Consider the following 13,460-nt stretch of genomic DNA (forward strand, 5'->3'; position numbering starts at 1 on the left):
GGCGCCCGCCCCTCGGCGAGGCGCCGGACGCACACCGGAGCCCTGTGTCCCTAGTAGGCACCGCGCCCGTCCACCACGGCGCGCACGGTCCGGACCAGCACACCGATGTCCCTGCCGTACGACCAGTTGTCCACATAGCTCAGATCCAGGGCGACGGTCTCGTCCCAGGAGAGATCGGACCGCCCGCTGACCTGCCACAGACCGGTCAGCCCCGGTTTGACGGATAACCGGCGGAGCTCGGTCCCGTCGTACCGCTCGACCTCCTCGGGAAGCGGCGGCCGCGGCCCGACCAAGGACATATGACCGGCCAGGACGTTGAACAGCTGGGGCAGTTCATCCAGCGAGAAGCGCCGCAGCACACGGCCCACCCGGGTCACCCGGGGGTCCCGCCGGATCTTGAACATCGCCCCGTCGTTCTCGTTCGCCGGCTCCAGCGCGCCCCGCATCCGGTCGGCGGCGACCACCATCGTGCGGAACTTCCACATCCGGAACGGCATCAGATCCCGGCCGATCCGGATCTGCCAGTAGAACACCGGGCCTGCGGTGGTGAGCCTTATGGCCGCGGCCACGGCGGCGAAGACGGGGGAGAGCAGCACGAGCAGCAGCAGGGCCCCCAACCGGTCGGTGACCTGCTTCAGTATCACCGGAAGCCCCCGCTGGCCCGCCGGGTCGATGTGCATCACCGTCAGGCCCGCCGCCTTGGCGAGCCGGACCCGGTGCTGTGACACATCGATGAGGCCCGGAAGTATGGCCAGATTCCGACCCCCGTCGTGCAGCGCCCAGGCCAGTCGACGCACCCGCGCGGCGGAGAGCTGACGCCCCGGCGCCACGAAGACGAGATCGGCATCGAGCTGCGCGGCGCACCTGAGGACTGTCTCGCCGTCCGGCGCCGCCTCGGGTGCGTCCCCGTCGCAGGCGAGCCGGGCGGGGACGGGCAGCGCCGAGTCAGTGGCTTCCTCTCCCACGAGACAGCTGCCGACGACGACATATTCGTGGTCGGTACGGTGCGCCAGCTCCGCGAGCACCACATCGACGGCGCCCGCCTCCCCGACCACCAGGACGCGTCGCAGTGCCTGCGCGCGGCGGCGCATGGCCAGCAGATACCCGTGGACGAGTCTGCGCCGGACCACGCTGAGCCCCAGGCAGGGCAGCAGCGCGAGCACACAGACCCCGAGGTCGACCTCGATCCGCACCCCGACACAGATGACGGCCAGCACGCCCAGCATGGTCAGCCAGTCCCGCACGACCGGCAGCACCGCGTTGCCGTTGCTCAGTTCCTCTCTGGTGTAACGATTCTTCGTCATGCCGACCGCCAGCCACGACAGACCGGCGAGCACCGCCGTGAGCCACGGCTGTGGCTGTCGCGTCACGGCACAGAGCACACCGACCGGCACCAGGGCGCCCAAGGCGTCCACGGTCCACGCCAGCCGCACCAGCCGGCGTTCCATCGGTCTGTGCCTACCTGCCTCGCTGCGCTGCGGCGCACGATCCACCTTGGCTGTTCCGGCAGGTGATTCGATCACCCGTGACCCGGCAGCTTCGAACAACCCCATGGCCCCCCACTTGGTCGTCCCCTCATTCCGGCGCGGCTGGAGCCCCCCGGCCACACAACCGCTCCGTGTCGGACGTGACGCTAGAGCACGGTGCGCCCGCCTGCTGTGGTTTACCTATTTTGAGTGTTCTTGTGTCTGATTGTTTACAAGCCAACGGTCGCGTGATCCGATTTCAGCCGTTGTTCCGGGGTCCGGACCAGGCGGGTAGGTAGCCCCGGCAGGCGGCCACCAGCCGCCCTTGCCTGTCAGCAGCTGCTCGGCACCGCTCGCGTGCGGCCGCCGGACGTGCCGGTGTGCGTCGCTCGCACCCCGCTTACGACACCCGTGCCCGGATACCCGAACTCGGCGGCTCTCACGCCCAGTTGTGGCTGCTACGCAACGTGTCGGAGAACGGCCTACCGCCCGACGGCCACGGCATGGCCATCCCGGACTCCAGCAAGCCATGCGCCGCCTTGGCCGAGCTGTACGGAGAGGGTGAAGGGGCCGGTTGTGTCTTCGGTGCCCTGGTAGAGCCACAGGACTCCGGAGGTGTCGCGGGCGGCGATGTCGGGCCGCTTGTCGCCGGTGAGGTCGCCCCTGCCGGCTGCCATCGGTACGTGGCAGAGCGCGACGAAGACAGGCGCAACCCTCGATGTATCGAAGGGGAGCGCAGCGGCGAGGAGCCGGCTCATCGGTTCGCCCGTGCGTTGAACCAGCGCGGACGACGGCCGGCCCGGGCATCCGTGAACCGGCAGGACCGGCCCACCGCACCCAAGGTCGTTAGCATGCAGGCCATGAACAGCGATCTTTTCTCTGCCGAGAACATGGCCACGCCTGCCACCGCGCCCGGAATGACTCAGCAGAACGCCAAATCGATCAAGTACGCCCTGGACGGCGAGTGTTATGCGCGACAGGGCTCGATGATCGCCTACCGCGGTGATCTGCAGTTCGAGAAGCAGGGGCAGGGCGTCGGCAAGTTCCTCAAGCGCGCGGTCACCGGCGAGGGGCTGGCACTGATGGCCGTACGGGGCCGCGGCGAGGTGTGGTTTGCGCACGAGGCCGCCAACTGCTTCGTCATCGACCTCGCCCCCGGTGACGGCATCACCGTCAACGGCCGCAACGTGCTGTGCTTCGACCCGTCCCTCTCCTACGAGATCAAGGTCGTCAAGGGCGCCGGGATGGTGGGCGGCGGGCTCTTCAACTCCGTCTTCAGCGGGCAGGGCAAACTGGCGGTGATGTGCGAGGGCAACCCCCTCGTCATACCCGTGTCCCCGCAGTCCCCGGTCTTCGCCGACACCGACGCCGTGGTCGGCTGGAGCAGCAGCCTGCAGACCACGCTGCACCGTTCGCAGAGCCTCGGCTCGATGCTCCGCGGCGGCTCCGGCGAGGCCGTCCAGCTCCGTCTCGACGGCGAGGGCTTCGTGATCGTACGGCCCAGTGAACTGCGCCCGGAGAAGGCGGCCGGCAACTGACCGGCACCGGGCAGCGGCGGAGGCGACTTCGCCGGGTGCGTCTCCGGCTGGCATGATCGCGCCCATGGCTGAACGCGTGATCGCCGCCTGTGACGGCGCGTCGAAAGGAAACCCCGGGCCCGCGGGCTGGGCGTGGGTCATCGCCGACGGTGAGGGAACCGTCGTGCGGTGGGAGGCCGGGCCGCTGGGCACCGCAACGAACAATGTCGCCGAACTCACGGCCCTGGAACGCCTGCTGGCAGCCACCGAGCCGGCCGTTCCCCTGGAGGTCCGGATGGACTCCCAGTACGCCATGAAGGCCGTCACCACCTGGCTGCCCGGCTGGAAACGCAAGGGCTGGAAGACCGCCGCGGGCAAGCCCGTCGCCAACCAGGAACTCGTGATGCGCATCGACGCGCTGCTCACGGACCGCTCAGTGGAGTTCCGGTATGTGCCGGCGCACCAAGTGGACGGCGATCCGCTCAACGACTTCGCCGACCGGGCCGCCAGTCAGGCGGCGATCGTCCAGGAGGCCGCCGGCAGCGAGCTCGGCTCCCCGCAGCCGCCGCCGGCCTCCCAGCCCGCCCGGCCCGCGGGCCCGCGCCGGGGCGGCTCCGGTGCGGCGGCGAAGACGGCGTCCTCGCCCCAGCGGCGAACAGGGAACGCGACGCGGACCCTCAACGCCAAGTTCCCCGGACGCTGCCGCTGCGGACGTCCCTACGCGGCAGGCGAGCCCATCACGAAGAACCCGGACGGCTGGGGCCACCCCGCGTGCCGCGCGGGCACCGGCAGCGCCGACTGAGGCTCGCCGGCCGGCGCCTCCCGGAGGTACCCGGCAGGGGCCGGACGTCCAGGGGCGGTCGCCCAGGGCAGCTCTGGCACCATGACGAGATGGATGATGTGCGTCAGACAGTCAGCTCAGGGTCGCCGCTGGAGCCGCAGATCGGCTTCTCGCGCGCGGTGCGGGCGGGAAACCACGTAGCCGTTGCAGGAACGGCTCCCATCGGGGAGGACGGCTCCACCGTCGGCCCTGGCGATGTCCATGTCCAGACAGCGCGGTGCCTGGACCTCGCCGAGCGGGCGTTGCAGGAGGCCGGGGCGTCGATCGGGGACGTGGTGCGGACACGCATCATGCTGACTGACGTGTCGCGGTGGAAGGATGCCGCACGGGCCCACGGCGAGCGTTTTGCCTCCGTCCGGCCTGCCTGCACATTCGTAGAGGTTTCCCGGTTCATCGATCCTGATTGGCTCGTCGAAGTGGAAGTCGACGCGGTGATCGGTCAGGCCCCGAGCTGAGAGGCCGGGTCCGCGCTGCAGCCCGGGCCCACCGACGCGAGGTCCCGGCACTCCCGGTCACTCACGAGCCGCTGCGGCATCGGCTGCGCCACCCGCCGCGTGTCCTGAGCCGGCCTTGCCGCCCTTGGGGCTCGCCACCGGTACGTCGAGCGGGCGGGCGATGCCCACCACTCCCTCGTCGAGGCGCTGGAGGTGGCGCAGCACGCGGAAGGTGACCGTGCCCGAACGCAGTGCCCCGGTACCGGCGGCATCCAGCATCGCCGCGATGCTGACGCCGGATTCCACCTCGCCCTCGGTGCTCTCCTCCAGCACGCGCGCGACGATGAGGTCGATGTTCTGCGCGATCCGGCGGCCGGCCCGCTCCAGGCGCGGGTCGGCCGCGATCGTCTTGCTGTACGGCACGAGTTCCGCCGTCGCCGCCAGGGAACGGGCGTGGTAGGCGGCGGTCTCCAGCAGCGCGACCAGGTACCGGGCGGTCCGCCGCCGCACGCGCAGCGGGGTGATCGGGTGGGTCAGGGGCTGGGTGGAGGCACGGAGGTCGTCCAGCGCCGTGTCCAGATCGCGGGCCTTGCCCAGCAGGTCGACGGCCGGCCCGCCGCTGAGCTGTTCCACCGCGGCGGAGACGACATCCCGCAGCCGGACCAGCACCGTGCCCAGCTGCTCGTCCGTACGGCGGTCCGTGTGTACCGGCAGCACCAGTACGGCGGCGATGATCCCGCAGGCGGCACCCAGCGCCGTTTCCTCGATGCGCAGCACCAGCACGGACAGGCTGTAGGTGTTGAGCAGGGTGTAGAGCAGCCCGAGCATCGCGGTGACGAAGAACGACATCAGCGCATACGACAGCGGTGCGGTGAAGTACATCCCGAAGATGCACAGGAGCACGAGGGCGAACGCGGGCCAGGTGTGGTCGCCGACCAGTCCGGCAAGCGCGACTCCGGCGACCACGCCGAGGACCGTGCCCACCAGCCGGCGGTAGCCCTTGACCAGGATCTCGCCCGTGGACGCCGTGTTGAGGAAGACGACCCAGCAGGTCAGCACCGCCCAGTACCAGCGCTGGCTGGACAGGAACTCACCGCCGATGATGGCCAGCGTCGAGCCCACCGCGACCTGGCACGCGGCACGGGTGGTCGGCCTCCGGAGCCCGGTGCGGTCCTCCTCCGCCTCCTCGGCCTCCTCGGCCCCGACGATCGCGAGGTCCTCGGCGTCGAACTCTTCACGTGAGCGGGTGGTGGCAGGGGAGTCGTCCGACTCGTCCTGCGGCCCGTCCAGCGCCAGCCGCAGACCCAGCACGGCCCGAGCGGTCTCACCGACCCCGCGGAAGACGTCCTGGACGACGGACGAGGCGCGCGGCAGGTTGTCCTCGTCGCGGTAGCCGAGCAGCCTGTTGCGCACATGGGCGAGCGCGGTGCCGCGGTCGTCGGGCGCACGCCGGGCGACCAGCAGGAGCAGCGAGTTCAGATCCCGGCGCAGGGTGACGGTCGCCGCGTCCTCGGCCGGGGTACGGGTCGCCGTGGCCGGCACGGGGGCGTGCGGCAGATGCATGGTCAGGGTGTCCGCCCGCTCGGCGCTGCGGGCGTTGAGTATCAGCATGCCCAGCCGTTCGGCGGCGATCTCGGCATCCGCGACGCGGCGCTGCACCAGTCCCGCCGCGGCGGGACTCCGTGTGCCCTCCTCCAGGAGGCCCTGGATCATCAAGGCCGCTTCGTGCAGCCGGGCGGTGTGCCGCCGCAGGTCGTCGAGGACCTTGTCCAGTTCTTCGGGGCCGGCGTCCAGCAGCTCCATCTGGGTGGCCAGCAGCTGGGCGAGCCGCGCGCGGAAGGCCTCGCGCAGCCGGCCCAGGGTGCGCTGGGGCGTCTCCGGGACGACGGCGAACCGTACGACCGCGCTGCACGCGAAGGCGATGCCCAGGGTCAGATACAGCTCGGGGAGGGCGGGGACGGTGGCGTGGACGAACAGCGAGACGAAGTAGACCTGAAAGCCGATCAGGCCGAGCGCGGTGCCGCGGTCGCCGAACCGCCGGGCGTAGACGGCGCCGAAGATCAGCAGGACGAAGAAGGTGTCCCCGGCGATGACCTGGGTGTGCAGCAGCGCCGCCAGTGACATGGCGGCCAGCGCGACGGGCAGGCCCAGCGCCAGCGTGATCGCCTGGCCGCGTACCTCCTTCTCCCTGATCGCGAAGGTGGCGACCATGGCCGCCATGGCACCCGCGACCATCAGGGTGACGCCGGTGCCGAGCAGGGCGAGGACGACGAGGGTGAGCACGATCGCCCCGACCGTCCGCAGCCCCGCCTTCAGCCGCAGCAGCCCTGGGTCGGATGCCGCGAAGCGGTCCCAGGTTCTCGTCCCAGCCGGCCGTATCGCTGCCATCACGGTGCCGTACGCTCCCACTTCTTGCCATGATCAGGGGTGCTCCAGCATCGCACGCCTGATCGGAAGCCCTTCATCCGCATCGTGTCCGGACACGTCTGCGTCACAGCCGTGGGGCACGTACGGGTCCTCGTACCCCGCGAGCCTCCGCCGGCCTCGCGTACTCCCTCGCCTCGCGTGCTTCCCCCGCCCCGCGAACTTCCCCCAGCCCGAGCACTCCTGCGCCTTCCCGGTGCCGCCCTCGGGTTTTCCGGGGTGTTAGCCAGGCGTTAGCGGATCACCAGTGGTGGCACCCAGGGTGGATCACGAACGAACCAGCATCCGCCGACCGGTCCCGTGGTCGGCTCTCCCGCGCGAGTCATCGCGGGGGCGGGGGAGGGCCGTGCGGGCCGGACGGCGGGTTGACACACCGAGGTTTCTCCGGGTCCCGGAGAAAAGGGAGTTGATGACTGATGACCATCCGTGGTCTGCGTACCGCCGCCACCGTCACCGCCGCTGTTGCGCTTGCCGTGGGAGCGGGCGCCGGCATGGCCTCCGCGGCCGGTACGACAGGATCCGGCGCGGCCGGCGCGTGCGGGCCGGGGACGCTGAAGGTCACGACCACCAGCGCGGGCTCGAGCCAGGCCGGAATGAATCACGAGGGCACCTACCTCAAGGTGACCAACACCGGCACGAGCGCGTGCGCGATAAGCGGATACCCGGGTCTGGCGCTGGAGGGTGCCGGTCACACGGCCCTGAAGACCACCCCGCACCACGGTGACACCTACTTCGCGAAGGACCCGGGTGCGCACGGGGTCACCCTGAAGCCGGGCAAGAGCGCCTTCGCCGACCTGGTCTGGACGCACGCCGGACCGTCCTCCGCGCAGGCCAAGTACCTGCAGGTGTCCCCGACGGGCAGCAACTCGCACAGCGTCGTGGCGTTCGACAAGGCCGTTGACGGCGGGGAGCTGTCCGTGACGGCCTGGTCGGCGACGCCGCCCAGCGCTTCCTGACCGCTTCAGGCAGCCCTGAGGCCCGACGCACGTGCGTCGGGCCTCAGGGCTGCCGCGGCCGGGTCAGCTCCGGGCGCCGGCCGGCAGCGCGCGGTACCAGTCGACGGTGGCGTCGAGGGTGGCACCCAGCGGCGTCGGGTGGACGCCGAAGGCGCGCGTGAAGGCCGCGGAGTCCATGATCTGCGGTTCGGTGTGCTGGTAGAACATCTCCGCGTACTCGTCCATGAACGCCGCGTCGAACGGCCCGAAGGGGCGAGGCTCGGGAAGGATCACGCGCCGCACCGGGCGGCCCACCCGCTCCTCGATCATCGAGTGGATCTCGCGGGTGGTCACGGCAGGCGTCGTGGGCAGATGCCAGACCCTGCCGTCGCCCTCCGGGTGCTCGCCGAGAGTGGCGAGGCTGGCCGCGACATCGCGGATGTCCGTGTAGCTGTGCGGCAGGTCGATATCGCCCATACCGAGGACTTCCCCTCCGGTCAGCGCGCCGGGGAAGACCGCTCCGCCGAGCGTGGAATTGAGCACGCCGGGGCCGACGAAGTCCGCCGACCGCCCGAGGACGACCCGGGCGCGGCCCGCTCGGTGGGCGTCGAGATAACGCTCGTCCAGCTCGGCCCGCATCCGCCCCTTGCGGCTGGTCGCCCGCCACGGAGTGTCCTCCGTCATCACCCCGCCGTGCGTCGGGCCGTACGGGTACAGCGTGTCCAGGACGACCAGGCGGGCGCCCGTGGTCTCGACGGCGGCCAGCACCGCGCGCTGGACCTGCGGCATCACCTCGATCTGGCGGTGATAGTCGACATTCACGCAGTGGTACACGACGGCGGCGCCCTCGACGGCGGCCAGCGCCCCCTCCGGCGTGCTCACATCGGCGGCGTACCGCTCGATGCCCTCGACGGCGCTGTCCGGTGCCGAGCGGCTGACCAGTCGTACGGCGTGACCGCGGCGGACGAGTTCGCCGGCGAGCGCGGTACCGGCGGGCCCGGCGCCCAGCACTGCATGGAGGGAGAGTTCTGCGGCAGACATGGCGATTCCTTCTCTACGAGCTGGTGGCCGGCGGATGAGGGGGATGGGGAGCTTCGCTCTCTCGCTTCTGTTAGAGACTGTAATGCTAGTGACTGGCCATCGCAATGGGGTGCTGGTAAATCTCGGCGGTCGCGGAGGTGCGTCCCCACCCGGCGGCCGGGCGGCACCGGACCAGTGCGCGGCGGAAGCCCGCGGCGGATGCCCGCAGCGGTATCGGTGGCTGCCGCCGTTGGTGTCAGAGGGGGGCGGCGCCGTGCGTGGTGTGTGGAGTGCGGAGGCGGGGGAGTGCAGGGTCGGCGTGGGCATCGGTCTTGTGCCCGGCCGGACGGCTCCCGGGTCGGTCGGCCGGTCGGCCGTGGGCGCCGGGACGGCCCCGGCGCCACGGCGGAACGCCGCCCCGTTCGGGGCGCTTTGCGCGGCAAGGGCGGAGCCCGGACCAGTGGAGCGCGAGGCGAAGGGCGTATGTCATGGGTGTCGGTTTCACGGAAGAGACGACGTCGGTGACGGTCGCGGCCTCGGCGGTGCCGCAGCGCGTGGTGCTCGACGCCCGGCCGCAGGCGGCGCTGCGTCTGTACGGTGTGCCGCCGGCCGGGGCCGGTCCGGACTGCTATCTGCGGTGGGTGCCGTTGCTGCCGTCGTGGATCGAGCCGTGTTCCGTGGCGCTGCCCGGCCGGGGAGCCCGCTCCGCCGAACCGTCGCTGACCGACCCCGCGTACCTCAGCGCCCGCCTGGCCGCGGTGCTGGACGACTGGGCCGACCCCCGCCCGTTCGCGGTCTTCGGACACAGCGCGGGCGCGCTGCTGGCCTACGAGGCGATCCGGCATCTGCGGCGCACCCACGGCCGCCTGCCCTCGCTACTGGCGGTGTCCTCGCTGTCGGCGCCGCATATCGATGCCTACAGCGCCGGGCTGCCGCCGCGCCTGACGGCCGGCCTGGAGGGCATCCGCGAACTCGTCGGCCCCATCCCCGAGCAACTGCTCGCCGACGCACGCCTGATGGCCGCGGCCTGCACCCCGCTGCTGGCCGACTGCCTGCTGCTCCTGCACTACCGGCACCGCCCCGAGCCGCCGCTCGACGTACCGCTGGCCCTCTACGGCGGCGAACAGGACCCCGTCACGCCCGTGCAGGAACTCCAGGACTGGAACGACCTGGTCACCACACCCGCGTGCCCCCGGCTCTTCCCCGGCGGGCACACCTACCCGCAGACGGGGACGAAGGCGTTGGTGGACCACCTCACCGGTGCGCTCGCCGCCGTCATCAACCACCCCGTGGCGACGACATGACGGCCGCTGCGCCGGCCGGGAGACCGGCCGGTCCCGCGCGGCGCCTGGGAGCGGCCGCCGTGGTGTGCCTCGGCCTGTTCATGCTCGGCCTGGACCTGACGGTCCTCAACGTCGCCGTCCCCGACCTGCAGGGCGACCTGGACACCTCCACCGCGCAGGTGCAGTGGATCGTGGACGGCTACGCCCTCGTGCTGGGCGGAACGGTGCTGGCCGTCGGAGCCTTCACCGATGCCTGGGGCCGGCGGCGTTCTTTCGTCTGCGGAGTGGCGGTCTGCGGGGGCGCCTCGCTCGGCGGCGCGCTGGCCGGCCAGCCGTGGCAGGTGATCGCCGCGCGCTGCTGCATGGGTGCCGGGGCGGCCTTGCTGATGCCGGCGACACTGGCGGTCCTGCACCAGCTGTTCCCCGAAGCGCGCCTGCGCAGCCGGGCGATCGCCGCATGGGCCGCGGTCGGCGGTATGGGCGGCCTGTGCGGTCCGGTCATCGGTGGCTGGCTGGTGGAGCACTCCTCCTGGCGCGCCGCCTTCTGGATCAATCTGCCGCCGGCCGCCGTCATCATCGTGCTGGCGCTTGCGCTGGTCCCCGAGTCCCGTGCGCGGCGGCGCGCCGGCTTCGATGTGCCCGGTGCCGCACTGTCGGCCGCGGGGTTGCTGGCCCTGGTGTGGTCCATCACCGAGAGTCCGCACCGCGGCTGGACCAGCCCGGCGGCGCTCACCGGATTCACCGTGGCCGCACTGCTGCTGGCCGCCTTCGTCGGCCGTCAACTGCGCACGCCCGCCCCCATGCTCCCGTTGTACCTGCTGCGGGTGCCAGGCATCGGAGTGGCCGCCGCGGCCCTCGCCCTGATGTCCTTCGCCATGTTCGGGGCGCTGTTCGTCCTGACCCTCTACCTCCAGGGGGTGCTCGGCTTCAGCCCCTGGCAGGCCGGTGTGCGGACGCTGCCGCTGCCGGCCGGACTCGCGCTCGGCGCGGTGTGCGCCGTGCCGGTGTGGGCACGGCTGGGCGGCAGGATCCCCGTCGTCGGCGGCCTGTTGCTGGTGACGGCCGGCTTCGCCGTCCTGGCGACCACCACGCCCGACTCCGGCTACCCGCACTGCGCGGCGTTCCAGCTGGTCGCGGGCGTCGGCGCCGGGCTGGTGGCGGCAGCGGCCACCGAATCGGTGATGGGCTCGGTCGCCACCGAACGGGCCGGGCTCGGTTCGGCCATCAACGACGCCACCCGCCAGGTCGGCTCCGCCCTCGGGGTGGCCGTCCAAGGCTCCCTGCTCGCGGCCGTCTTCACCTCCCGGCTCACCACCTCCCTCACCGATCTGCACGCCCCCGCACTCGTGGCGGAAGCGGCCGGGCACAGCATGCTGTCCGTCCCCGTACAGGCGATGCGCCTTCCCGGCCCGCTGCGCGCCGGTGTGCTGGCCGCCGCGCGCCAGGCCTTCACGGACGCGATGACGCTCACCGCCGTCGTCGCCGGTGCCGTCACGCTGGTCACCGCCGCGGCGGCCGCCCGCTGGCTCGGCCGGCCGGCCGGTGGGCACGACGCCCGCCTCCCCGGTGACGGCCGGACCGCAGCGCCGGCCGGGGCCGGGGCCGGGGGCGGGGCGCGCCCGGACCGATAGAGCGACAAGTCACTCGTTCAGAGGTGCCTTCAAGGCCGTGGCCCGAGCGCCGGGTCGGAGAAGGTAGGGGGCGCGAGACCGCCTCCGCACACCGGCCTCCGGTGTGTCTCCGCCGCCCGCCCGCCTGGAGCCGCGATGAACAGCCCCGTCCGCACCGGCACGTCCCGGGGCGCCCCGGGCTGCCGCTGAACGGACGCGCGGTGCCGGTCCGCACCGGCGTACGCGCCGGACGGCAGCGCGCCCGTGGCCTTCGCCGGCACCCCCTCACCCACCGAAGGAGTCACCCGTGTCCACCCGTACCGAGCTGATCACCAGCACCCTCACCGAAACCTTCGATCTCGACCCCGCCCAGGTCACCCCCGAGCGCACCTTCGAGGACCTGGGGCTGGACTCGCTCGCGCTGGTCGAGATGGGGCTGATGCTGCAGGAGCGCACCGGGATCTCGCTGGAGGACGTCCCCCTGCAGACGACCATCGAGGAGCTGGCGGCCCTCATGGACGCCCGGGACCCCGACACGGCTCTGACCGCGGCGCCGAACAGCGGGGCCTGATGCCCGGTCAGTGCCGGGACGCCGCCGTGACCGGCCTCGGAGTCATCAGCCCGGCCGGCATCGGCGCCCGGGCCACCTGGGACGGCCTGCTCACCGGCCGGTCCACCGCCGCCCGGGACCCGGAACTCGCGGGTCTGCCGGTGGACATCTCCTGCCGGGTGCCGGACTTCGACACCGCCGCCATGGTCGGCCGCAAGGCCGCCTGGCGGCTGGACCGCTTCGTCGCCATGGCCCTCCTGGCCGCCCGGCACGCCGTCGCCGACGCCGGTCTCGGCAGCCCGGCCGGCTGGGACCCCGCACGTGTCGGGGTGGTCATGGGGACGGGCACGGGCAGCATGGAACGCTATGCCGCCGAGTTCGCCAAGCTCGCGGCCGGCCGCCCGCTGGACATCTCGCCACTCGCCATCACCCGCAGCGTGCCCAACATGGCAGCCGCCGAGATCGCACTCGACCTGGCGGTCACCGGACCCAACTTCGCCGTCTCCACCGCCTGCGCCTCCGGCAGCAGCGCCCTGGGCATCGCCCGTGATCTGCTGCGTGCCGGGACCTGCGACATCGTCCTGGCCGGCGGGGCGGAATCCGCGTGCCACGCCATCCCCGCCGCCTGTTTCCACCGCATGGGAGCCCTCTCCCGGCGGAGCGAGGACCCCGCAGGCGCGTGCCGCCCCTTCGACGCCCGACGCGACGGCTTCGTCCTCTCCGAGGGCGCGGCCGTCCTGGTATTGGAGCGCCCGGCCCACGCGCAGGCCCGCGGTGCCCGCCCGCGCGCACAGCTGGCCGGCTACGGGGCGAGCTGCGACGCCTACCACTACGCCGCCCCCGAACCGGACGGCCGGGGAGCCGCGGCGGCCCTGACCGCAGCGCTGGCGGACGCCGGTGCGGCGCCCGGGGACATCGACCACATCAACGCGCACGGCACCGGCACCCGGCGCAACGACCTGGCCGAAGCAAGGGCGCTGCGCAGCGTCTTTCCCGAGCCCCCCGCCGTCACCTCCCTCAAGGGCGCGCTCGGACACGCCATCGGAGCGGCCGGCGCCATCGAAGCGGCCGTCACCGTCATGAGCCTGCAACGGGACACCATCCCTCCCACCGCCAACCACGAAGACACCGACCTCGACATCGACCTGGACATCGTGGCCAAGGTCCCCCGCACCACGGCCCAGTCCGCCGCCGCCAGCCTCTCCACGGGCTTCGGCGGCCAGAACGCCGCACTGGTCTTCCGGTCCGCCTGACGCGCACGAGGGGCGGACAACGGCCCAGGGAACGGCCCGCGGAACGGCCCGCGGAACGGCCCGCGGAACGGCCCACGATGCGCGCCGGGCCTCCCCCCCCCGACCCGACGAGAGGAACCACGATGCG

Annotated in this window: 12 protein-coding genes; 8 read left to right on the top strand and 4 right to left on the bottom strand. The window is 72.3% G+C overall.

The window, feature by feature from the left end; all coding sequences use genetic code 11:
• Positions 1 to 50: 50 nt before the first annotated feature.
• Both ACGFR7_RS02755 and ACGFR7_RS02760 read right to left on the bottom strand, forming a co-directional pair.
• Positions 51 to 1,448, bottom strand: a complete 1,398-nt coding sequence (locus ACGFR7_RS02755) for a sugar transferase (RefSeq protein WP_393312189.1) — start codon at positions 1,446 to 1,448, stop codon at positions 51 to 53.
• A gap of 500 nt (positions 1,449 to 1,948) precedes the next feature.
• On the bottom strand, positions 1,949 to 2,143 hold the full coding sequence (locus ACGFR7_RS02760) for a hypothetical protein (protein ID WP_393312191.1): 195 nt from the start codon (positions 2,141 to 2,143) through the stop codon (positions 1,949 to 1,951).
• Between the two features lie 183 nt (positions 2,144 to 2,326).
• On the opposite strand from ACGFR7_RS02760, the gene ACGFR7_RS02765 reads away from it, so the two are divergent.
• The 3 genes from ACGFR7_RS02765 to ACGFR7_RS02775 all read left to right on the top strand — a co-directional run bounded on the left by ACGFR7_RS02765 (position 2,327) and on the right by ACGFR7_RS02775 (position 4,279).
• Positions 2,327 to 3,004, top strand: coding sequence for an AIM24 family protein (locus ACGFR7_RS02765; RefSeq protein WP_393312193.1), 678 nt, complete (start codon positions 2,327 to 2,329; stop codon positions 3,002 to 3,004).
• A 52-nt stretch (positions 3,005 to 3,056) separates the two neighbouring features.
• Positions 3,057 to 3,785 (top strand): ribonuclease H, encoded by a 729-nt coding sequence (locus tag ACGFR7_RS02770; RefSeq protein ID WP_393312195.1) that lies wholly within the window; start codon positions 3,057 to 3,059, stop codon positions 3,783 to 3,785.
• 89 nt (positions 3,786 to 3,874) lie between these two features.
• A complete protein-coding gene (locus tag ACGFR7_RS02775; RefSeq protein ID WP_393312197.1) occupies positions 3,875 to 4,279 on the top strand; it encodes a RidA family protein in 405 nt (134 codons plus the stop codon).
• A gap of 57 nt (positions 4,280 to 4,336) precedes the next feature.
• On the opposite strand, the gene ACGFR7_RS02780 is transcribed toward ACGFR7_RS02775, so the two are convergent.
• Complete coding sequence (locus ACGFR7_RS02780) at positions 4,337 to 6,646, bottom strand: FUSC family protein (RefSeq protein WP_393312199.1); 2,310 nt, start codon at positions 6,644 to 6,646, stop codon at positions 4,337 to 4,339.
• A gap of 452 nt (positions 6,647 to 7,098) precedes the next feature.
• On the opposite strand from ACGFR7_RS02780, the gene ACGFR7_RS02785 reads away from it, so the two are divergent.
• Positions 7,099 to 7,638 carry a DUF4232 domain-containing protein gene (locus ACGFR7_RS02785; RefSeq protein WP_393312201.1) on the top strand — a complete coding sequence of 180 codons (540 nt, stop codon included), beginning with the start codon at positions 7,099 to 7,101 and terminating at the stop codon, positions 7,636 to 7,638.
• A gap of 63 nt (positions 7,639 to 7,701) precedes the next feature.
• On the opposite strand, the gene ACGFR7_RS02790 is transcribed toward ACGFR7_RS02785, so the two are convergent.
• Entirely contained in the window at positions 7,702 to 8,658 is a 957-nt protein-coding gene (locus tag ACGFR7_RS02790; RefSeq protein ID WP_393312203.1) for an NAD-dependent epimerase/dehydratase family protein, read from the bottom strand.
• 467 nt (positions 8,659 to 9,125) lie between these two features.
• Here ACGFR7_RS02790 and ACGFR7_RS02795 point away from each other — a divergent pair, with 467 nt between their 5' ends.
• The 4 genes from ACGFR7_RS02795 (at position 9,126) to ACGFR7_RS02810 (ending at position 13,333) form a co-directional block, all read left to right on the top strand.
• Positions 9,126 to 9,941 (top strand): thioesterase II family protein, encoded by an 816-nt coding sequence (locus tag ACGFR7_RS02795; RefSeq protein WP_393312205.1) that lies wholly within the window; start codon positions 9,126 to 9,128, stop codon positions 9,939 to 9,941.
• A complete protein-coding gene (locus tag ACGFR7_RS02800; protein ID WP_393312207.1) occupies positions 9,938 to 11,551 on the top strand; it encodes an MFS transporter in 1,614 nt (537 codons plus the stop codon). Before ACGFR7_RS02795 ends, ACGFR7_RS02800 begins: the two co-directional genes overlap by 4 nt.
• Before the next feature lie 286 nt (positions 11,552 to 11,837).
• Positions 11,838 to 12,101 carry an acyl carrier protein gene (locus tag ACGFR7_RS02805; RefSeq protein WP_393312209.1) on the top strand — a complete coding sequence of 88 codons (264 nt, stop codon included), beginning with the start codon at positions 11,838 to 11,840 and terminating at the stop codon, positions 12,099 to 12,101.
• Positions 12,101 to 13,333: a beta-ketoacyl-[acyl-carrier-protein] synthase family protein gene (locus ACGFR7_RS02810; protein WP_393312211.1), complete on the top strand. Its 1,233-nt coding sequence runs from the start codon at positions 12,101 to 12,103 to the stop codon at positions 13,331 to 13,333. Before ACGFR7_RS02805 ends, ACGFR7_RS02810 begins: the two co-directional genes overlap by 1 nt.
• The last annotated feature ends 127 nt before the right edge of the window (positions 13,334 to 13,460 follow it).

The organism is Streptomyces sp. NPDC048516, assembly GCF_043199875.1.
Lineage (GTDB): Bacteria > Actinomycetota > Actinomycetes > Streptomycetales > Streptomycetaceae > Streptomyces.